General features: G+C 68.9%; 20 protein-coding genes. 11 read left to right on the forward strand and 9 right to left on the reverse strand.

The annotated features are described in order from the left end of the window. The first annotated feature begins 211 nt into the window (after positions 1 to 211). From murJ to SACAZDRAFT_RS13370, 7 genes are all read left to right on the forward strand, one after another. Positions 212 to 2,050, forward strand: a complete 1,839-nt coding sequence (gene murJ / locus SACAZDRAFT_RS13340; protein WP_005442512.1) for a murein biosynthesis integral membrane protein MurJ — start codon at positions 212 to 214, stop codon at positions 2,048 to 2,050. 96 nt (positions 2,051 to 2,146) lie between these two features. Then, complete coding sequence (locus SACAZDRAFT_RS13345; protein WP_005442513.1) at positions 2,147 to 3,682, forward strand: protein kinase family protein; 1,536 nt, start codon at positions 2,147 to 2,149, stop codon at positions 3,680 to 3,682. An 81-nt stretch (positions 3,683 to 3,763) separates the two neighbouring features. Next, complete coding sequence (sigM, locus tag SACAZDRAFT_RS13350) at positions 3,764 to 4,366, forward strand: RNA polymerase sigma factor SigM (protein WP_040927761.1); 603 nt, start codon at positions 3,764 to 3,766, stop codon at positions 4,364 to 4,366. After that, positions 4,363 to 5,193 (forward strand): hypothetical protein, encoded by an 831-nt coding sequence (locus SACAZDRAFT_RS13355; RefSeq protein WP_005442522.1) that lies wholly within the window; start codon positions 4,363 to 4,365, stop codon positions 5,191 to 5,193. The genes sigM and SACAZDRAFT_RS13355 overlap by 4 nt, the downstream gene beginning before the upstream one ends. A gap of 122 nt (positions 5,194 to 5,315) precedes the next feature. Then, the gene (gene trxB / locus SACAZDRAFT_RS13360) at positions 5,316 to 6,311 is read left to right on the forward strand and encodes a thioredoxin-disulfide reductase (RefSeq protein WP_005442524.1); all 996 of its coding nucleotides are present in this window, start codon (positions 5,316 to 5,318) and stop codon (positions 6,309 to 6,311) included. 28 nt (positions 6,312 to 6,339) lie between these two features. Then, on the forward strand, positions 6,340 to 6,666 hold the full coding sequence (gene trxA / locus SACAZDRAFT_RS13365) for a thioredoxin (RefSeq protein WP_005442526.1): 327 nt from the start codon (positions 6,340 to 6,342) through the stop codon (positions 6,664 to 6,666). A gap of 218 nt (positions 6,667 to 6,884) precedes the next feature. Beyond that, entirely contained in the window at positions 6,885 to 8,033 is a 1,149-nt protein-coding gene (locus tag SACAZDRAFT_RS13370; protein WP_005442532.1) for an N-acetylmuramoyl-L-alanine amidase, read from the forward strand. A gap of 79 nt (positions 8,034 to 8,112) precedes the next feature. Here SACAZDRAFT_RS13370 and SACAZDRAFT_RS13375 read toward each other — a convergent pair whose 3' ends face one another. Then, positions 8,113 to 8,751 carry a GNAT family N-acetyltransferase gene (locus SACAZDRAFT_RS13375; RefSeq protein ID WP_005442533.1) on the reverse strand — a complete coding sequence of 213 codons (639 nt, stop codon included), beginning with the start codon at positions 8,749 to 8,751 and terminating at the stop codon, positions 8,113 to 8,115. A gap of 206 nt (positions 8,752 to 8,957) precedes the next feature. Here SACAZDRAFT_RS13375 and SACAZDRAFT_RS13380 point away from each other — a divergent pair, with 206 nt between their 5' ends. Further along, positions 8,958 to 10,292, forward strand: coding sequence for an aminotransferase-like domain-containing protein (locus SACAZDRAFT_RS13380; protein WP_005442534.1), 1,335 nt, complete (start codon positions 8,958 to 8,960; stop codon positions 10,290 to 10,292). 64 nt (positions 10,293 to 10,356) lie between these two features. Continuing rightward, on the forward strand, positions 10,357 to 11,307 hold the full coding sequence (locus SACAZDRAFT_RS13385; RefSeq protein ID WP_005442535.1) for a D-alanine--D-alanine ligase family protein: 951 nt from the start codon (positions 10,357 to 10,359) through the stop codon (positions 11,305 to 11,307). Between the two features lie 72 nt (positions 11,308 to 11,379). Here SACAZDRAFT_RS13385 and SACAZDRAFT_RS13390 read toward each other — a convergent pair whose 3' ends face one another. From SACAZDRAFT_RS13390 to rpmH, 8 genes are all read right to left on the reverse strand, one after another. Beyond that, entirely contained in the window at positions 11,380 to 12,384 is a 1,005-nt protein-coding gene (locus SACAZDRAFT_RS13390) for a ParB/RepB/Spo0J family partition protein (RefSeq protein WP_005442536.1), read from the reverse strand. Beyond that, complete coding sequence (locus SACAZDRAFT_RS13395; protein WP_005442537.1) at positions 12,381 to 13,283, reverse strand: ParA family protein; 903 nt, start codon at positions 13,281 to 13,283, stop codon at positions 12,381 to 12,383. The genes SACAZDRAFT_RS13390 and SACAZDRAFT_RS13395 overlap by 4 nt, the downstream gene beginning before the upstream one ends. Positions 13,284 to 13,371: 88 nt before the next feature. Continuing rightward, positions 13,372 to 14,064, reverse strand: a complete 693-nt coding sequence (gene rsmG, locus SACAZDRAFT_RS13400; RefSeq protein WP_005442538.1) for a 16S rRNA (guanine(527)-N(7))-methyltransferase RsmG — start codon at positions 14,062 to 14,064, stop codon at positions 13,372 to 13,374. A 179-nt stretch (positions 14,065 to 14,243) separates the two neighbouring features. Beyond that, complete coding sequence (locus SACAZDRAFT_RS13405; protein ID WP_005442539.1) at positions 14,244 to 14,783, reverse strand: Jag family protein; 540 nt, start codon at positions 14,781 to 14,783, stop codon at positions 14,244 to 14,246. A gap of 25 nt (positions 14,784 to 14,808) precedes the next feature. Further along, a complete protein-coding gene (gene yidC / locus SACAZDRAFT_RS13410; protein WP_005442540.1) occupies positions 14,809 to 15,873 on the reverse strand; it encodes a membrane protein insertase YidC in 1,065 nt (354 codons plus the stop codon). A gap of 5 nt (positions 15,874 to 15,878) precedes the next feature. Beyond that, positions 15,879 to 16,211, reverse strand: coding sequence for a membrane protein insertion efficiency factor YidD (gene yidD, locus SACAZDRAFT_RS13415; RefSeq protein WP_005442541.1), 333 nt, complete (start codon positions 16,209 to 16,211; stop codon positions 15,879 to 15,881). Further along, on the reverse strand, positions 16,204 to 16,572 hold the full coding sequence (gene rnpA / locus SACAZDRAFT_RS22505) for a ribonuclease P protein component (RefSeq protein ID WP_082245308.1): 369 nt from the start codon (positions 16,570 to 16,572) through the stop codon (positions 16,204 to 16,206). The genes yidD and rnpA overlap by 8 nt, the downstream gene beginning before the upstream one ends. A gap of 32 nt (positions 16,573 to 16,604) precedes the next feature. Further along, positions 16,605 to 16,742: a 50S ribosomal protein L34 gene (gene rpmH / locus SACAZDRAFT_RS22510; protein WP_005442542.1), complete on the reverse strand. Its 138-nt coding sequence runs from the start codon at positions 16,740 to 16,742 to the stop codon at positions 16,605 to 16,607. Positions 16,743 to 17,290: 548 nt separating this feature from the next. Here rpmH and dnaA point away from each other — a divergent pair. Both dnaA and dnaN read left to right on the forward strand, forming a co-directional pair. After that, a complete protein-coding gene (gene dnaA, locus SACAZDRAFT_RS13425) occupies positions 17,291 to 19,042 on the forward strand; it encodes a chromosomal replication initiator protein DnaA (RefSeq protein WP_005442543.1) in 1,752 nt (583 codons plus the stop codon). Between the two features lie 956 nt (positions 19,043 to 19,998). Continuing rightward, a complete protein-coding gene (dnaN, locus tag SACAZDRAFT_RS13430) occupies positions 19,999 to 21,126 on the forward strand; it encodes a DNA polymerase III subunit beta (protein ID WP_005442544.1) in 1,128 nt (375 codons plus the stop codon). The last annotated feature ends 17 nt before the right edge of the window (positions 21,127 to 21,143 follow it).

Here is a 21,143-nt window from a genome sequence, read left to right on the forward strand (position 1 = left end):
GGGCGCCCGCCGCAGGGTGGCCCCACCACCTGGTGCCGCACCCGGCGCGCCACCCCCGCCACCGGGAACGCCTCCACGCGGAACGGGGCACGCTCCCCCGGGTGGTCACCCACCGAACCCGCCGGCCGGACCGCACCCCGGAGCACCGTCGGCCGGGCCCAATCCCGTGGCGCCCCGGCGCGGCCGTACCGCACCGCCACGACGTCAACCGGTGAGGCCGTGGCGTCAGGAAGCACAGCGACGCCGACCCGCACCGCCGCCACCGAGGGACAGCGAGCGGACGATCTTCATCCCGCGGGAACGCGGCATCCCCCCGGGGGTGCGCTGGCCCGCGGCCGACCCGGACGTCCTCCGCCCCTACGACGAGCTCGCGACGCGGATGATGCCGCGGATCTCTGCGGAGCCGATCGGGGAACGGCTTCCCGAGGTCCAGCTCGACCGGCCGAAGGACGACCAACAGAAGGCGCCGTCGCTGGCCAAGGCCAGTGGCCGGATGGCCATCGCCACGCTGACCAGCCGCATCACCGGCTTCGCCTGGAAGGTGATGCTGGCGTGGGTGGCCACGCTGGGTGTCCTCTACGACTCCTTCACTGTGGCCAACACCCTGCCGCTCATCATCAACGAGCTCCTGCTCGGCGGTGTGCTGACCAGCGTGGTCGTGCCGCTGCTCGTGCGGTCGCAGGACGACGAGGACGGCGGCGAGGCCTACACCCAACGTCTGCTGACGCTCGCCATCACGGTGCTCGGTGTGGGCACCGTGGTCTCGACCGCGTGTGCGCCGTGGCTGACCGGGCTGCTGATGGACGACACCGGCGACGCCGACCCGCAGCTCGCGACCTGGTTCGCGTACCTGCTGCTGCCGGGTCTGTTGTTCTACGGGCTGTTCGCGGTGCTGTCGGCCATCCTCAACGCCAAGCAGATCTTCGGTCCGGCCCAGTGGGCACCGGTGGTCAACAACCTCGTCATCTTCGCCACGATCGCCGCGTTCGCGGTGGTGCCGGGCGATCCGACGATCGTGCCGACGCAGATGACCGACCCGCAGGTGCTCGTGCTCGGCATCGGCGTGCTCACGGCGATGGTCGCGCAGGCCATGTTCCTCGTGCCCGCGCTGCGTCGTTCGGGCTTCACGTTCCAGTGGCGCTTCGGCCTCGACGAACGGCTGAAGGAGTTCGGCGGACTCGCCGCCTGGATTCTGGGTTACGTCGCCGTGAGCCAGATCGGCATGGTGGTCAACACCCGCGTGCTCACGGGTGGGGCGGCCGGTGGTCCGTCGATCTACTCGAACGCGTGGCTGCTGTTCCAGCTGCCCTACGGCGTCATCGGCGTCTCGCTGCTCACCGCGCTCATGCCGAAGATGAGCCGGGCCGCGGCCGACGGCGATCACCGCAAACTCGTCGGCGACCTGTCGTACGGCTCCCGCATCACCACGATCATGCTGATGCCGGTGTCGGCCGTCATGGCGGTGGCCGGGCCGTCGATCGGTGTGGCCCTGTTCGCCCTCGGCAAGGGGTCGGTGGAGGACGCGGAACGCCTTGGCCAGGCGCTGGCCGTGTCGGCGTTCGGCCTGGTGCCGTACGCGCTCGTGATGCTGCAGATGCGCGTGTTCTACGCCATGAAGGACTCGCGCACTCCGACGCTCATCATGTGCGTGATGACGGCGGTGAAGATCCCGCTGCTGTACCTCGCCGCCTCCGTCCTCGACCCGGTCAACGTGGTGCTCGGCGTGATGATGGTGAACTCGCTGGTCTTCGTGGTCGGCGCCGTCATGGGCCAGGTGTGGCTCTGGGTGAAGCTCGGCAACCTGCGGAGCAGGCGCGTGCTCGGCGTCATCCTGTTCACCGTCGTGGCGAGCGGCCTCGGCGCGCTCGCCGCGGCGCTGGTGGCGCAGCTCGTGCCGAACCTGCTCGGCGACATCGGGACGGCGTGGGTGACGCTCGTCCTGCAGGGCGTCGTCGGCCTCGCGGTGTCCTTCGGGGTGCTGATCGCGTTGAAGGTGGACGAACTCGCGCCCGTGACGCGTCGGATTTCCGGTCTGCTCCGCCGCGGTTAACCCGCTCGGCACGGATGCCACACGGTGACCGGCATCGTTCACGTACCCTTTTCGCAGGCACTGTGTGATGCGGGACAGCAGGGGGAGGGCGACCGAGTGGGCATCCGAACACACGGCGGATCGCTGGCACCCGGCGGGGTCGTCGGCGACGGCCGGTACCGGCTGCTCGCGCAGTTCGGCATCGACGAACGCGTCGGCGCCCATCTGTGGAGAGCCCGGGACGGCCAGCTCCGCAGGGACGTCGCGCTGACCATCCTCGTGGGTGACCCCGCCGACGTGGAAGCCGCTCGGCAGGGTCGGCGGACGCTCGAACGCGCGGCGCATGCGGCGAAGTTCACACATCCCAGCGTCGCCCGCGTTCTCGACGTCCTGACCCTCGGCAACGGCATCAGCTCCAGCGAGGGACTGCTGGGCATCGTCGTGTCCGAGTGGACCAAGGGCACCGACCTCGTCGACCTCGTCCACGAGAAGCGGATCGCGCCGAGTACCGCGGCGAGGATGGTGCAGGCGCTGGCCGAACCCGTCGAACGCGCCCACCAGTCGGGTCTCGTGCTCGGTATCGACCACCCGCAACGGCTGAGGGTGACCCCGGACGGCAGGCTCCGCCTGGCGTTCCCCGCCCCGCCTCCGGCCACGACGCTGCGCGACGACGTCAAGGCACTCGGCGCGGTGCTGTACCTGCTGCTCACGGGCCGGTGGGCGCTTCCCGGCGGCCCGCCCGCGCTTCCCGCCGCACCGCGGGACCCCCAGGGGCAGCCCGTGCCACCGCACGTCCTCGAACCGCGCGTGCCGCAGGAGATGTCGGCGCTCGCGGTGCGCACCATCTCCGACGGCGGCCAGGGCGGCATCCGCACCAGCGCCGCCATCCTGCGCGTTCTGGACAAGGTCGCGTCGGCGGAGGAGCGCACCCGCAAGGAACCCGAGGCCGTCGAACCCGACGGCACGGTGTGGACCACCAAGAAGCCGGTCAAGGACGCCGCGCGTCGCCGCAAGCTGGCGCTCGGCGTGAGTGCGCTCGTCATCGCGGCCGTCGCGGCGCTCGCGTGGGTGGGCATGATGGCGATCAGCTTCTTCCGCGACGACCCGCCCTCGGGCCCGCCCGTCAACCTCGCCGAGCAGAGCGCCACCCAGAAGCCCGGGCAGGACGGCGACGGCGACCAGGGCGACGGCGGCGACCAGGGCGGCTCGCTGGGCAGTCCCGTGAAGCCGTCCGAGGTGGCGGTCTTCAATCCCGAGGGCGAGGGCGACGGGGTGGCGGACGCCCCGAAGGCCGTCGACGGCGACGAGAGCACCGCCTGGGAAACCGACGAGTACCGCCAGCAGTTCCCGCTGTTCAAGACGGGTGTGGGACTGCTCGCCTCGTTCGACGACTCCCTCGAACTCGGTGCTGTCCGGATCGTCTCCGACACCCCGGGCACGGAGGTCGAGATCCGGGTCGCCGACTCGGCCCAGCCCGAGCTGGAACAGACCACCACCGTGGCGTCGACCCGGCTGGAGAACGGGACCACCGAGGTGACGCTCGACGAACCCGCCAGCGGGCAGTACGTGCTCATCTGGATCAAGACCCTGGCGGGTGAAGCACCCGAGCTGCAGTCCCGGCTCGCGGAAGTCGCGTTTCTCCCGGTGAACTGAGTCCGTCATGACGGTCGGTGTTCGGGTGACGTCACAGAGGTCGACCGAACGGCGGGTCATCGACTTAGTACGCTCTGGCGGGTGACCGCAGCAGCGCCCACGGACGCCGATCTCATAGCCGCACACGCGGCCGGAGATCCTCACGCCTTCAACGAGCTCGTCCGGAGACATCGCGACCGGATGTGGGCTGTGGCCCTGCGCACAGTCCGCGATCCGGAAGAAGCAGCCGACGCCCTCCAGGACGCGTTCATCTCCGCCTTCCGCGCCGCCTCCAACTTCCGGGCCGAGTCCCAGGTCACGACCTGGCTGCACCGGATCGTGGTGAACGCGTGCCTCGATCGGGTAAGGCGCAGGCAGGCGCGTCCCACGGTGCCGTTGCCGGACACCTCCCACCAGGAACCCGCGGTACCTCGCGACTCCGTGTCGGAGCGCGAGACCCGCCTGGTCATCAAGGACGCACTCGACCAGTTGCCGGAAGAGCAGCGGGTGCCCATCGTGTTGGTGGACGTGGAGGGGTACTCCGTCGCCGAGACGGCCCAGATGCTGGGTATCGCGCAGGGGACCGTGAAGAGCAGGTGCGCCCGAGGCCGGGCGAAACTGGCGAAACTTCTTGGTCATCTACGGAACCCGAGCAACGAGGGTGACGTCCCAACTCACGAAAGCAAACACGGGGAGGGACGATGACGGACGTGAGCAGGGGGCATGGCGGGACCGTCGGCCCCCCATGGTCTGTCGACGTGCTCGCCGACCTGCACGCAGGAGTCTTGGACGAGCAGGACGCGGCCGAACTGTGGCCTCGGGTGAACGCGGACCCGGACGCTCGGGCGATCATCGACGCCCTGGAGTCCACCACGTCCGATCTCTCCGGCTTCGCCGACCTGGACGTCGTGCCCATGCCCGCCGATGTCGCGAGCCGGATCGACGCGGCCCTGGAACGCGAACGGCAAGCGCAGGCACCGGGATCGAGCACGGCTGTGACTCCGCCGACTCAGCCGCCTCAGTCTCCGGCGCAGGGTTCGAACGTCGTGAGCCTCGACGCCGCCCGCGCACGGCGCAACAAGCGCCTCGGCTGGGGCGCCGGGTTCCTGGCCGCCGCGGCAGCCGTGGTCGCGGCCGTCCTCGTCGTGGTGCCCGGCACCGGCACCGACCAGGGCGGGGACAACCTCGCCCAGCCACCCGCGCCGGAGCCGTCGTCCGGAGCCGGGAACGCACCGCCGGTGGCCGTCGACAGCGGCAACGTCTCCGCCGCGATCGGTGACATCAGCGGGGTCCGGGACTTCGGCCCGTTGGAGAACGAGCAGCGCCTCGACGCGTGCCTGGAGGCCAACGGTGTCGATCCCGCCGTGCAACCCGTCGGGTTCCGCCCTGTGACCGTGGACGGTGAGCAGGCCGTCGTCGTGCTGCTCACCACGGGTCAGCGGGGTCAACTGCGGGTACTGGCGCTCGCGCCGGACTGCGGCCCCGAGGACCCCGGCACGTTGATGGACGAGACGGTCGGCCACCAGGGCTGAGCGACACGGGTGCCCTCCGCCGGACGACGCGCCGGGAACAGTCACGCCTACGATGCTGTTGACCAGGGTGAGCAGGCAGTGATCCGACGCGGTTTCTGACGCGTCGAGTGCGGAGGGCGCAGGTGAGCGAAGACATTCGAAACCTCATCATCGTGGGGTCCGGCCCCGCGGGTTACACGGCCGCGGTGTACGCGGCCCGCGCGCAGCTCGAACCGCTGGTGTTCGAGGGCACGCAGTACGGCGGGGCGCTGATGACCACGACCGAGGTCGAGAACTACCCCGGGTTCCGTTCCGGCATCCAGGGGCCCGACCTCATGGAGGAGATGAGGGAGCAGGCGAAGGTCTTCGGCGCCGAACTGCGGCAGGAGGACGTCGAAGAACTCGACCTGACCGGACCCGTGAAGTACGTCACGGCGCACGGCAAGCGGTACGCGGCACGCGCGGTCGTCCTCGCGATGGGCGCCGCGCCGCGGTACCTGCACGTGCCCGGTGAGCAGGAACTGCTCGGCCGCGGCGTCTCGTCGTGTGCGACCTGCGACGGGTTCTTCTTCCGCGACCAGGACATCGCGGTGGTCGGCGGCGGCGACTCGGCGATGGAGGAGGCGCTCTTCCTCACCAAGTTCGCGCGCAACGTCACGATCGTCCACCGTCGTGACGAGTTCCGTGCCTCGAAGATCATGTTGGAGCGTGCGCGCGCCAACGAGAAGATCAAGTGGAAGCTGAACTCGCAGGTCACCGAGGTGCTCGGCGACAACGGCAAGGTGGGCGGTCTGAAGCTGCGCGACACCGTCACCGGCGAGGAGTCCACCCTGGACGTCACCGGCTTCTTCCTCGCCATCGGCCACGACCCCCGCAGCGATCTCGTGCGCGGACAGGTGGAGCTCGACGAGGACGGCTACGTTCTCGCGAAGGGCCGCGGTTCCTACACCAACCTCGACGGCGTCTTCGCCGCGGGCGACCTGGTGGACCGCACCTACCGCCAGGCCATCACGGCGGCGGGCTCCGGCTGCGCGGCCGCCATCGACGCGGAACGCTGGCTCGCCGAGAACGCCGACGTCGCCGAGGCGAACGAAAGTGCCGAACTCGTGGGCGGCGGCTACGCCGCTCGCGCCAACTGACCCCGGTCGAACCACGACAGGAGAGAAGATGACGAACACCGTTGCGGTGACCGACTCGACCTTCGCCGACGAGGTCCTCAAGCACGACAAGCCCGTGCTCGTGGACTTCTGGGCGACGTGGTGCGGACCGTGCAAGATGGTCGCGCCGGTGCTGGAGGAGATCGCCGCCGAGCACGGCGACAAGCTCCGGATCGCGAAGCTCGACACCGACGCGAACCCGAACACGGCCAGGGACTACCAGGTCATGTCCATTCCCACCATGATCCTCTTCCAGGACGGCAAGCCGGTGAAGCAGATCGTGGGAGCGAAGCCGAAGGCAGCGCTGCTGTCCGACCTCGCGGACGTGTTGCAGTAAGGCGACGCGGTCACGAAGATTCGAACCCGGGAAGCGCCCATCCGGTGGCGCTCCCGGGTTTTCTTTCGTTCGGCCATCCGTGTGGGTTATGCGGCGACATAGCCCTTCGTCCTCACGCTCCGTTCGCACGGCACAATAGACGTGGAATAGGCCCCCGGCCGACGAGAATCTGCACAACCAACGAGCGCACTTGGTGCCCAAGGAATAGCGAGGAGTGCATGCGGGTACTCCGCCGCGGCGACACCGGACCGGAAGTCGCCGAGATCAGGTCCATGCTGTCGGCGCTGGAACTCCTTCCGCGCAGCGACGAGGCGAACGGACACGGCTCGACCTTCGACCTGGCGGTCGAACACGCCGTTCGCGCCTTCCAGCAGCAACGCGGGCTCATCACGGACGGGGTGGTCGGCCCGGCCACCTACCGGGCGCTACGCGGCTCGACCTACCACCTCGGCAGCAGGCCGCTGGCGTACCTCGTGTCGTCGCCGGTGCACGGGGATGACGTGTTCGCGCTGCAGGAACGGCTGACCGAGCTGGGCTATGACGCCGGGCGACCGGACGGCGGTTTCGGTCCTCAGACCGAACGTGCCCTGAAGAACTTCCAACGCGACTACGGGCTGGTGGTGGACGGCATCTGTGGGCCGGCGACCGTGCGGGCGTTGCGGCAGCTGTCGCCGCGCGCGCGTGGTGGCCGGCCGGTCTTCCTGCGCGAGCAGGAGCATCTGCGCAGGTCCGGCCCGCGCCTCCGCGGCAAGCGGATCGTCATCGACCCGGGGCACGGTGGTCCCGACCTGGGTGTGTCGGTCGCCGGCGTGAACGAGTCGGCCGTCGTCTGGGATCTGGCTCGCCGCCTGGAGGGCCGGATGAAGGCCACCGGCATGGAGGCGCTCATCTCGCGTGGCCCGGACCACAGCCCGTCGGAGCTGCAGCGCGCCCAGTTCGCCAACGACGCCGGTGCGGACCTCTTCCTCTCGCTGCACTGCGACGGCAACCGATCGCCCCGCGCGCAGGGGGTCGCGAGCTTCCACTTCGGCACCGGCAACGGCACGACGTCGACGGTCGGCGAGTTGCTGGCGGGCTACATCCAGCGGGAGCTCGCGGCCCGCACGGGCCTGCTCGACTGCCGCACCCACCCGAAGACGTGGGACATCTTCACGCGCACCCGCTGCCCCGCGGTACGAGTGGAGATCGGCTACCTGACCAACCCCGACGACCGGGCGCGAATGTCGGATCCGGCGTTCCGCGACGTGGTCGCCGAGGGCATCCTCATCGCGGTGAAACGGCTGTACCTGCTGGGGGAGAACGACCAGCCCACGGGCACCTTCACGTTCGCCGACGTCCTGGCCCACGAACTGCTCAAGACCGAGTGAGCCCGCGCCGGCACTGAACCTGTGCACAACCTGTGGATAACTGGTCGAGTTATCCACAGGTTGTGTGTTGTTCGGACTCCTAAGCGCGGACGGCGCTGGACTCGGCTGTGGTGACGCTCACCTGTCCCAGCAACCGCTCCAACGCGGCCTCGACGTCCGCCTTCCAGGAGATGCCCGCCCGCAGCTCCATCCGCAACCTCGGCCAGCGCGGATGGGGGCGCACGGTCTTGAATCCCACGCTGCGCAGGAAACCGGCGGGCACCACGCACACGTGCTCGTCGCCGGACTCCTCCTCGGTCGCGTCCCCGAACGCCTCGATCGCCCGCACCCCACGGCCCGTCAGGTCGGCGACCACCGCCTGCACGAGCGCCCGCCCGAGACCGCTCCCGCGGAACTCGGGCAGCACGTGGAACGCGGTGAGCAGCACGGCGTCGGCACTCGGCGGTGACGTCGGGAAGGCCGCGGCACGCGGGACGGCGTTCGGCGGGGCGTAGAGCACGAAACCCACCGGGATCTCGCCGCTGTAGACGATCCGGCCGCACGAACCCCATTCGAGCAGCACCGACGACACCCAGGCCTCCTTCTCGACCTCGGTCTCGCCGAACTGCTCCACCTGTTCCCTCAGGTGCGGAGGGACCTCCCAGTACACGCAGCGCCTGCACCGGCGTGGAAGCTGCTCCAGGTTGTCCAGCGTGACGCCCACGACCCGTCGCGGCACAGAACCTCCCCCACGATGAGATGTCTCGCCTGTGATCGAGGCGCACAGCATGTCGACGCCGAAAGCCCCGCCCGAGCATATGGGTCTGTGAGAAGCCCCGCCAAGACCGGAGTACGACGAGGGACTGAAGTTACACTCGAAGACACGCCTTCAGCAGGGATGCCCCGATCGACATGCTTTCTTAGCGAAGCGGAAGCGATGTGTCCATGACTTCCTCCCAGCCGCCGCAGTCGGCGCGGCCGGGCTCCACGCCCAGCCGGCAGAACCTCGATCCGCACCTCGACCGGTACGCCGCGCGCACCGCGGGCATGACGGCGTCCGAGATCCGAGCGCTCTTCGCGGTGGCCAGTCGTCCCGAGGTCGTCTCCCTGGCGGGCGGAATGCCCAACCTGGCCGCCCTGCCGCTCGACTCGCTCTCGACGCAGATGGCGGAGGTCGTCGCCGAGGACGGGCTCGTCGCACTGCAGTACGGCTCCGCGCAGGGCGTGCCGACGCTGCGCGAGCAGATCTGTGACGTCATGGCCATGGAGGGCATCAGTGCCCACCCCGACGACGTCGTGGTGACCGTCGGTTCGCAGATGGGTCTGGACATGGTCACCCGGCTGTTCTGCGACCCCGGTGACGTCGTCATCGCCGAGGGTCCGTCGTACGTCGGCGCGCTCGGCTCCTTCGCCGCCTACCAGGCGAACGTCGTGCACGTCGCCATGGACGACGACGGCCTCGTGCCCGACAACCTCCGTGAGGCGCTTGCCGCGGCCAAGCAGCGCGGTCAACGGGTCAAGTGCCTGTACACCATCCCGAACTTCCACAATCCCGCCGGCGTGACCCTCGCGGTCGACCGCCGCGCCGAGATCGTCGAGATCTGCGCCGAACACGACGTCCTGATCATCGAGGACAACCCGTACGGCCTGCTCGGCTTCGACGGCCAGACCTACCCGTCGCTGCGTTCGATGGCGCCCGAGAACGTCGTGTACCTGGGCTCGTTCTCCAAGACGTTCGCGTCGGGGCTGCGCGTCGGCTGGGTCCTCGCTCCGCACGCCGTGCGCGAGAAGCTCGTGCTCGCCGCCGAGTCGGCCACCCTCTGCCCGCCGACGCTGAACCAGCTCGTGGTGTCGAAGTACCTCGAGACCCACGACTGGAAGGGGCAGATCAAGACCTTCCGCGAGAACTACCGGGAGCGCCGCGACGCGATGCTCTCCGCGCTGGAGCAGCACCTGCCCGCCGGGTGCACGTGGACGCAGCCCGAGGGCGGCTTCTACGTGTGGGTCACGGTGCCCGAAGGGGTCGACACCAAGGCCATGCTGCCCAGGGCGGTGACGGCTCGGGTCGCGTACGCCTCCGGCACCGGCTTCTACGCCGACGGCTTGGGCAGCAGGCAGATGCGCCTGTCGTACTGCTATCCGACACCGGAACGCATCCGGGAGGGCGTCCGCCGGCTCGCCGGGGTGCTGGAGTCCGAAATGGAGCTCATGCGCACCTTCGGTAGCGTGACCACCCGCACCGTGTCGGGTCCGCAGTTCCCGGGCCCCGACACGGCCTGACGTGCCGCGGCGCCGGCCGCGCACGTCCTTCGCCCCACACGTCGAACATCACGAGGAGACCGCGTTGGCCGAGGGTACTGTCGCCGTTCTCGCAGGCGGGCTGTCACACGAGCGAGACGTCTCTCTGCGGTCGGGCCGCAGGCTGTCCGTCGCGTTGCGGGACCAGGGCCTGACGGTGCACGAGTGGGACACCGACTCCGGACTGCTCGAACGGCTGCAGAACGACCGCCCGGACGCCGCCGTCGTCGCCCTGCACGGCGGCGCGGGGGAGAACGGATCGGTGCAGACCATCCTCGAAATGCTCGGTGTGCCGTTCGTGGGGACGAGTTCTCAGGGCTGTCGCAAGGCCTGGGACAAGCCGATCGCGAAGGCGCTCGTGGAGAGCGCCGGCTTCAGCACGCCCCCGTGGGTGTCGTTGCCGCACAGCACGTTCCGCGAACTGGGCGCGCAACCGGTACTCGATGCGATGGTGGAACGACTCGGGCTTCCGCTGCTCCTCAAGCCCGATCAGGGTGGTTCGGCACTGGGCGCCCAGGTCGTGCGCGACGCCGCCGACCTGCCCGCCGCGATGGTGGGGTGCTTCGCCTACGGCGACACCGTGCTCGCCGAGCGTTTCGTCGACGGTGTCGAGGTCGCGGTGGCGGTGGTCGAGCGCGACGGCGGCCCGGAGGCGCTGCCGCCGGTGGAGATCGTTCCGGAGGGCGGCGTCTACGACTACACGGCGCGCTACACGGCGGGGCTCACCGACTTCTTCGCGCCGGCGCGGTTGTCCGACGAGTCGCGGGACGCCGTGCAGGAGCTCGCCGTGCGTGCACACTCGCTGCTGGGACTGCGCGACATCTCCCGCACCGACGCGATCGTCGCGGAGGACGGCACCGTGCACTTCCTCGAAGTGAACTCGTCGCCCGGACTCACGGAGACGTCCACGGTGCCGATGGCGTTCGAAGCCGCCGGGACGTCGCTCGGCGCGGTGTTCACCGACCTCGTGCGGAGGGCTGTCCAGCGGGGCAGTTGATCCGCCATGGGGCGGCGGGCCGCCGTCCCATGGCCGATTCGTCAATCGTCACCGTGACGAAATGACCCGGTGTCATCGGTCGTCGGTTTCCGATGTCCGATTTGCCCCTTTCGGGGACATCAGCGCGACGATCCGTTCCAGATCCTCCACCGAGCCGAACTCGACCACGATCCGGCCCTTACGGCGTCCGACATCCACCTTGACCTTCGTGTCGAACGCGTCGGACAGCCGGTCGGCGAGGGCCTCGACGCCCGGCATCGTGGCCGGCTTGCGAGCCGCCTTCTTGGCCTTGGGCTTCGCCTCGCCCTTCGCGAGGGTGACGGCCTCCTCGGTCGCCCGGACCGACAACCCCTCGGCCACGATGCGCGCCGCGAGCTCCTCCTGGCGGTCGGCGTCCTCCAACGACAGCAGAGCACGGGCGTGTCCTGCCGAGAGCACACCGGCCGCCACGCGCCGCTGCACGGGGAGCGGCAGACGCAGCAGCCGGATCGTGTTCGTGATGACCGGGCGGCTCCGGCCGATCCGGGACGCGAGTTCCTCGTGGGTCACGCCGAACTCGTCGAGCAACTGCTGGTACGCCGCTGCCTCCTCCAGCGGGTTCAGCTGCACCCGGTGGATGTTCTCCAGCAGTGCGTCACGCAGCATCGCCTCGTCCGCAGTGCTGCGGACGATCGCCGGGATCGTCTCCAGACCCGCCTGCTGCGAGGCGCGCAACCGGCGCTCGCCCATGACGAGTTCGTACTCGCCCGGCCCCAGCTGCCGCACCACGATGGGCTGCATGAGCCCGAACTCGCGGATCGAGTGTTCCAGCTCCGCGAGCGCGTCCTGGTCGAACACCTGACGCGGCTGCTTGGGGTTGCGCTTCACCGCGTCGATGGGAACCTCGCGGTACACCGCGCCGGCGACCTCGCCACCCACGGGCTGCACCGCACCGTTGGCGGCGAACCACCCCTTGTCGCCCGGCGCCGGCGCCGGGCGACGTGCGTCGCCCCGACCGGCGTCAGCGGCCGAGTCGACCGGCCCGGTGGGAATCAAGGCGGCCAGGCCGCGGCCGAGCCCCCCTCTGCGTTCGCTCATCGTTGTCGCCCCTTGCTCGATCCACGTTCGGCGACCTCTCGCGCCGCGTCCACGTAACTCATCGCGCCCCGGGAACCCGGGTCGTACGCCAACACCGTCTGGCCGTAGCCAGGCGCCTCCGAAACCTTCACGCTGCGCGGAATCACCGTCTTCAGCACGACGTCCCCGAAGTGCCGACGGACCTCCTGAGTGACCTGGTCGGCCAACTTCGTCCGCCCGTCGTACATCGTCAGCAGGATGGTGGAGACGCTCAAAGACTGGTTGAGATGCCGCTGCACGAGCTCGATGTTGTTGAGCAGCTGCCCCAGACCCTCCAGCGCGTAGTACTCGCACTGGATGGGGATGAGCACCTCGTGTGTCGCCACCAGAGCGTTGACGGTCAGCAGGCCGAGCGAGGGCGGGCAGTCGATGAAGACGTAGTCGACCCCCAACGCGTCGAGTGCTTCCTGGGTCAGCGCCTCCTTCAGCCGCGACTCGCGCTGCGCCATCGACACGAGCTCGATCTCGGCGCCGGCGAGATCGATGGTCGCCGGCACACAGAGGAGATCCTGCGACTGGCTGCTCGCCTGCACCGCGTCGACCAACGACACCTCGCCGAGCAGAAGCTCGTAGATCGACGGGGTCCCGGAACGGTGGTCGACGTCGAGTGCGGTGCTGGCGTTGCCCTGCGGGTCCAGGTCGATGACCAGGGTCCGCACACCGTGAAGCGCGAGCCCCGCCGCGAGGTTCACCGTGCTGGTCGTCTTGCCGACGCCACCCTTCTGGTTCGCGACGGTGATGATGCGTCGCCGCACCGGACGCGGCATGAAGTCGGCATCGGGGTGGAGGACGCGTGCCGCACGCACTGCCTCCTCGGCGATCGGCGTACCACCGAGGCCGGCGTCGGGGGAGGGGCTCATCGGACACCACCCCGCGCCGTCGCGCCGCACTGTTTCACGTGGAACATCCGCCGCTCCGTACTGGTCGTCATTCGCTGCGCCAATCCTCTCAGTGCTTCTTCCGTCCGCGTTTCCGCGCAACTCCGGGCGCGCCCGACTCCACCCGTTCGATGGCAATGACGGTGGTCGGCGTCTCCAGAACGGCCGCGCCGCAGCGCACGATCCTGGGGTCGCCTCCTCCGGCCTTGCGCACGGCAGACCGATCGCGCTCGATCTCCTCGGCTGCCGTCTGCCCCTTCAGCGCGAGCAGCTCTCCCGACGGCTTGACGAGCGGGAGACACCACTGCGCGAGCCTGGCGAGCGGGGCCACCGCTCGGGCGGTGACGACGTCCGCCACGTCGATCCGGCGTCGCACCACCTTCTCCTCCGCGCGGCCGCGCTCGACGCTCACCGAGAGCGCGAGCGTCTCGACCACCTCGGTGAGCCACTCCACCCGGCGAGCCATGGGTTCGAGGAGAACAATATCGAGATCAGGTCGCGCGATGGCGAGAGGTATTCCCGGGAAGCCGGCACCGGAGCCTACGTCGACCACCCGTGCCCCTTCCGGGATGAGCTCGGCGAGCACAGCGGAGTTCAGGACGTGACGGTCCCAGAGGCGATCGACCTCTCGCGGCCCGATCAGGCCGCGCTCCACCCCGTGTGAGGCGAGCATCGCGACGAACTCGGCGGCTGACTCCGCGTGCTCACCGAACACGGTGCGCACTGCGGTCGGCGTCCGTGATTCCAGGTCTTCAGGCTCCAATGACACTCCTCCCGGAACGGCCCTGTTTCACGTGGAACAGGCTGTGCATGATTCTCCCCGACACCGTCCCCCCTCGCCGGTGCCGCCCAGCCGGCCGCGGCCCGTGTTTCACGTGAAACGCAGAGCGGCCCGCCAGGACACACCTGGCGGGCCGCTCCCGCTGAGGAAAAGCTCTGACGCTACTCGGGCTTCACCACGACCCGGCGCTTCGGCTCCTCGCCCTCGCTCTCACTCGTGACGCCGTCGACCGTCGCGACGGCGTCGTGCACGATCTTGCGCTCGAACGGGCTCATCGGCTGCAGGCGGATCTTCTCGCCGGAGTCGCGGACCGACTCCGCGGTGGAGCGACCGATCTCCCGGAGCTCCTCCCGGCGAGCCGCGCGCCACCCCGCGATGTCGAGCATCAGCCGGCTCCGCGTACCGGTCTCCTGCTGCACCGCCAACCGGGTCAGCTCCTGCAGCGCCTCCAGCACGGTGCCGCGCGGGCCGACGAGCTTGTCCAGGTCGTCACCGCCGTCGATGCTCACCACCGCGCGACCGGCTTCGACATCGAGGTCGATGTCGCCGTCGTAGTCGAGGATGTCGAGCAGCCGCTCCAGGTAGTCGCCGGCGATGTCGCCTTCCTGTACCAGAAGGTCCTCGTTGTCGTCAGCGTCACTCACCACCGCAGGCGCGGTGTCGTTCTGTCCCGCACCGACCGCCTCGGCCGTATCGGACATGTCGTGTCTCCCTTCCCGCCCCGCGTCAGCGCCGCTTACGTCCCTGCGTCTTCTTGCCGCCTGTCGGCTTCTGCTGGTTCCCGCCGTTCTTCGCCCAGGCACCACCACGCACGTTGCTGCCGCTGTTCTTCGGGGACTTGCCGTTCTTGGTGTTGTCGCTCGAGTTCTGCTGCTTGGGCTGACCCGCCTTCGGAGCCGGCTTCTGGCCTGGCCGCGGCTTCTGACCCACCTGTGGCTTCTGGCCGACCTGCGGCTTCTGGCCCGGCTTCGGAGCCAGGTCGTCACGCTTCTGCTTGGCGGCTTCCTTCTTGGCTTCCTCTTCCTTGTCGATCCGCGTGTAGACGAAGCGCTGCTGGCCGAGCGTCCACATGTTGTTGGCGAGCCAGTAGATCAACAGACCGATGGGGAAGAAGGCACCGAACACCAACACACCGGCGGGGAAGATCCACAGCGTCAGCTTGTTCATCACCGCGGTCTGCTGCGTGGCCGCGGCCGGGTTCTGTCGAGCAACGGAGTGCCGGGCGGTGAAGTGCGTCGCGACGCTGGCCACGATCATCAGCGGCACCGCGACCGGGGCAACGTCCCACTGCCAGCCGGACTCGCCGCTGCCGCCCATCATGCCGAAGTGGTTGATGGCGTCACCGAGGTTGACGCCGAAGATCTGCGCGTCGACGTAGGACGCCACGTCGTCGGCGTCGAAGAAGTAGTTCGACTCCGCACCCGGACGGAAGTTCCGCAGCACCCAGTTCAGACCGATGAACACCGGGATCTGGAGCAGCATCGGCAGACAGCTGCCCAGCGGGTTGACGCCGTGCTCCTTCTGGAGCCGCTGCATCTCCATCGCCTGACGCTGGCGGTCGTTGGCGTACTTCTTCTGGATCTTCTTGACCTCGGGCGCGAAGTCCTGCATCTTCCGCATCGACCGCACCTGGTTCACGAACGGCTTGAACAGCAGCCCACGGACCGTGAAGGTCAGGAAGATGATGCCCAGGATCCAGGCGATGGCGTTGTCTTCACCGAAGACGAAACCGAAGACCTTGTGCCACACCCAGAGGATGAACGACACAGGGTAGTAGATGAAGTCGAGCACTAGAGCTACTCCTCGGTAGACATACCAGGGCCTTGGTACCGGAAGCTGAACTTCTCGGGAACCGGGTCTCGCCCCGGTGGGGTCCACGGTCCGCAGCGCAGCAACCGGCGCACGGCGAGGTAGGTGCCGCGAGCGGCGCCGAAGCGAGTGAGTGCTTGGGCCGCGTAGGTGCTACAGCTCGGATAGAACCGGCACATCGGGGGAAGGTACGGGGAGATCGCCTTGCGGTAGAAGCGGATCGGCAGCAGCAAGACCCACGCCACCGGCGTGGGCCGGGGTGGCGCACCGGTGTCGTGCTGGTCGACCGGGGTGGTGCCGGCCGAGTGATCTTCATTCACGCCGTGATCCAGTGTTGTCGCGGGACGACGACAGTCCCAGCCGCCGCAGTGCCGCGTCGAGGTCCGCGCCGAGCTCCGCACTCGTGGCGGTAGCGGCCGCAGGAAGTGCTCGAACGACCAACGCACTGCCTTCGGGTAAGGTTCCGAGCCTTTGCGCGACGAGGTGCCGGAGTCGCCGCGTCACCCGGTGTCGGACGACGGAGTTGCCCACAGCCTTGCTCACGACGAAGCCCGCTTTGCGCGGCTGTCCGGGCTCGACGAGTGCGTGCAGCACCAAACGGCGGCGCCCGGTACGGACGCCGCCCCGCATCACGGCACGAAACTCGTCGCTACGCCGCAGACGAGCGTCGGCTGGTAACACGCCGCGCCCCGTCGTCGCAGGCTGCGATGTAATCAGGCGGAGAGCCGGTTGCGGCCCTTGCGACGGCGGGCCGCCAGGATGGCGCGGCCTGCACGCGTCCGCATCCGCAGCCGGAACCCATGGGTCCGCGCGCGACGACGGTTGTTCGGCTGGAAGGTGCGCTTGCTCACGGCAGTCGTTCTCCTGGTCTTGCGGCGATCGGTCGTCGGTGCCTCCGCGACGAGCGACTCGATCCGCGCCCGGCACAGTGAGGCGGGCAGGCGAAGGCGCCGCTGTCAGCGGTAGACCTTACGAGGGTACGCAGTGGCCGCCTGTCCAGCGACACCACCCCCCCTGGTCGGCGGCGACGGCGGGTCCCCGCGCCGCCGTCCGGACGTCGCGTCACCCGTTTGTACAACTGCGCTGGCGGCGTGCCAAAGCCCGTGGTTTCCTTGCCCTCGCGCGCGGCTTGTGGGTACGCCCACAGCTTGTTAGCGTGCCCCTCCTCGGTCGTCACGACCTCGACCGGGGCGGTGATGTCGGCGCCAGGAGTGCAAGACTCGTTCGGGGCGGGAGCGTGGTCCCGCGGGGTGGAGGGTCCGCGGGTCGGGCGTACATTGGTGCACAAGTTGTGGACAACTCTGTGGATACCTGCTGCGCGGGTGGCCACACCGACCTGCCGTGACGCTCCGCCGAGCCGTCGAGGAGGGAAAGGTCGAGGGGAGGGGAGCGGAGCAGCGTGTCTGAGCATCAGCTGAATCTGGCTGTTGTCTGGGAGCAGGTTGTCGCAGAACTCTCCGACGGAACGCTGTCCCCGCAGCAACGTGCGTGGATGCGCGTGACCAGGCCCATCGGGCTGCTGGACGGCACGGCGTTGCTGGCCGCTCCGAGCGACTTCGCCAAAGAGGCCATCGAGCGCGCGCTGCGCGAACCGATCACGTCCGCGCTGTCCCGGCATCTCGGCCGTGAGGTGTCGCTCGCCGTGAAGGTCGACACCACGGAGAGCGCTCCACCTCCTCCGCCGGCGCCGCCGAGCAATCCCGCTCCGGCGAGCCCGCCTCCCGGTCGTTACGGATCGGGCCCGGCCGCCCCGCAGTCGCATCCCGACCGGCCTCCGGTGCCGCCGACCATGCCACCGAGCATGTCGTCGAGCGAGGACACCATCATCATCCCGGCGATCCGGCCGCGCTCCGAGTCCGAGCCCCGGGTTCCCGGCCTTCCCCATCGCACGCACCCGCCGACGATGCCGACGGCCCATCCGCCGCCGCGACCGGGAGGCCCGCCCCAGCCCACGACGACCCATCCCAAGCACTCGGCCGAGAACGACGAGGCCGAGGAAGAGGTCGACGAGGAAGGCGAGGCGCTGGCCGCGGTCCACGAGATCTGGCCGACCTTCTCGGGTCAGCCGATCGCCGGGCAGCCCTACACCGCGCCCGCGCAGCCGCAGACGTCCAAGACGCGGCTGAACGAGAAGTACAACTTCGACACCTTCGTCATCGGCGCGTCGAACCGGTTCGCGCACGCCGCCGCCGTCGCGGTGGCCGAGGCGCCGTCACGCGCCTACAACCCGCTGTTCGTGTGGGGTGAGTCGGGCCTCGGCAAGACTCACCTGCTGCACGCGGTCGGACACTACGCGCAACGACTGTTCCCGGGGATGCGGGTGCGCTACGTGTCGACGGAGGAGTTCACCAACGACTTCATCAACTCGTTGCGTGACGACCGCAAGGTGGCCTTCCAGCGCCGCTACCGCGACATCGACATCCTGCTCGTCGACGACATCCAGTTCCTCGAAGGCAAGGAAGGGACTCAGGAGGAGTTCTTCCACACCTTCAACACGCTGCACAACGCCAACAAGCAGATCGTGGTGTCGTCCGACCGGCCGCCCAAGCGGCTGGAGACGCTCGAGGAACGGCTGCGTACCCGGTTCGAGTGGGGGCTGATCACCGACATCCAGCCGCCGGAACTGGAGACGCGCATCGCGATTCTCCGGAAGAAGGCCGCGCAGGACCGGTTGGCCGTTCCCGGCGAGGTGCTGGAGTTCATCGCGGCACGCATCGAGGCGAACATCCGCGAGCTCGAAGGCGCGCTGATCCGCGTGACGGCGTTCGCGTCGTTGAACCAGCAGCCGGTGGACGTCGGTCTCGCCGAGATAGTTCTGCGCGACCTCATTCCCACCGACGCACAGGCGCCGGAGATCAGCGCGTCCACCATCATGCGGGTGACTGCGGAGTTCTTCGACGTCACGCTGGACGATCTGTGCGGCCCTGGCAAGACGAAGGCGCTGGCAACCGCGCGGCAGATCGCGATGTACCTGTGTCGGGAACTCACCGACATGTCCCTGCCCCGGATCGGCCAGACCTTCGGTGGTCGGGACCACACCACGGTCATGCACGCGGACAAGAAGATCCGCAAGGAGATGGCGGAGCGGCGCCGGATCTACGACCAGGTGCAGGAGCTGACCTCCCGTATCAAGCAACGCGCCCGCCAGTAGACGCAGGCGCCCGCCGGTAGCGGCGGACCTTTCCCCGGGGTTCTCCCGGCTCTCTCAGGCTCTCCCCGCGCGCGTCACAGCCCTTTCCACCTGCCCCGAGGGCGCGGTGAGGCTGCCTCGTCGTCTCTCCGATTCGGATCGAGCTGCTCGAACGAGCGCATCAAGGGGCGCAGCACGGGCGAAACGGTGACGACACGAAAAAAGTCACAGTCGCTGGTTTTCCGAGTTATCCACAGGGTAACCCGATTGGGGATAAGTCTGTGGATACCTGCCCGGACGAGCACCGACATCGAGTTGTCCACACCTATCCACAGCGTTTCCACAGGTAATCCACAGGGTTGCCCACAGTTTCGTCCACAGTGCTCGGTTCATCACCCTTTCCGGTGGTGGACCTGTGTGTGGGCGGTGGACAACCTGGGTACAACTCGGCCGAAATCTGTGGATAGAACTGTGGACAACTTCGCCGAGATGTGGATAGTTCCTTGTTGGCACTCATCCATCCACCGACCCGCCGAGTTGTCCACGGATCCATCACCAGGCTGTCCACACCCCGACACGGCAAGTGACCTGGGGAAACAAGGGTTATCCACACTATCCACAGCCCCTACTACTACGACTGAACTTCTTCTCCCTTTAGAGAGAAAAGAAGAAAAACAGGCTCGGCTTCAAGTTGGGGACAACTCGCCCCGAAGAAGCCCCGAGAAGCTCGGGGGCCGACTCCGGAGAACCCCTGGGCCGAGGTGACGGCGCCGATCGGCACGCTCTACCGTGGGAGTCCACACGTCGGTGTGCTCGGCGGCCGAGGCTGTGGAGGCTGTGGAGGCTGTTGGCGGCTGTTGCCGGTGGTCACCCCCGCAGCGTCGCCGTGCGGACCCACAGGCCTCGCCGGGAGTCATCCACCGGCGGTATGCGATCTCACGAGCTCCAACCGGCTCGGCTGTCGAAAGGATGGGCGCATGAAAATCCGCGTCGAGCGCGACGGGCTTGCCGACGCCGTCGCCTGGGTGGCCCGGAGCCTGCCGTCGAGGCCGCCCGTTCCCGTGCTCGGTGGTGTCCTGCTCGACGCGGGTGGAGACGGCGACGCGCTGACGGTCTCCGGTTTCGACTACGAGGTCTCGGCGACGGTCGGAGTGCCGGCGACGGTCGCCGACCAGGGGCGCACACTCGTGTCGGGTCGGCTCCTCGCCGACATCACGAAGGCGCTGCCCGCCCAGCCGGTGGACATCGCCGTTGAAGGCGCTCGGGCCACCATCACCTGCGGGAACGCCCGATTCAGCCTGCCGACCATGCCGGTCGAGGACTACCCGCAGCTGCCCGCGCAGCCGGAGCTCGCCGGGGAGGTCGCGGGCGACGCGTTCGCCCAGGCGGTCGCCCAGGTGGCCGTCGCTGCGGGCAAGGACGACACCCTCCCGATGCTCACGGGTATGCGGGTCGAGATCACCGGCAGCACGTTGACCCTCGTCGCCACCGACCGGTTCCGGCTCGCGATGAGGGAGTTCAACTGGAAGCCCGCCGACGGCATCGCCGACTCCGCCGTTCTCGTGCCCGCCCGGACGCTGGCCGACGCGGCCAAGGCGCTCGGGTCCGCCGGCACCACGGTGCAGATCGGCCTCGCGGGGGGTGACGGCCTGCTCGGACTGTCCGGAGCGGGCAAGTTCACCACCACGCGGCTGATCGACGCCGAGTTCCCCCCGTACCGGCAGCTGCTGCCCGCCGACCACTCGTCGCGGGCGGTCCTGCACGTGCCCGCGCTGACCGAAGCGATCAAGCGGGTGTCACTCGTCGCCGAACGGGGCACCCAGGTCAGGTTGGAGTTCGCGGACGGTTCGCTGCGGCTGTCGGCGGGCGGTGACGACGAGGGCAGTGCGGAAGAGGAGCTCCCCGTCGACTACGAGGGAGAACCGGTGACGATCGCGTTCAACCCCACGTACCTGGTCGACGGCCTCGGGGCGCTGCACTCCGATCGGGCCGAGTTGACGTTCACGACGCCCAACCGGCCCGCGTTGATCAAGCCTGCCGACGACAACGGTGACGTCGTGCCCGGCTATCTCTACCTCCTGATGCCGGTTCGGCTCCCGGGCTGACCGCGGCACACTCGACA

Source organism: Saccharomonospora azurea NA-128, assembly GCF_000231055.2.
GTDB lineage: Bacteria > Actinomycetota > Actinomycetes > Mycobacteriales > Pseudonocardiaceae > Saccharomonospora > Saccharomonospora azurea.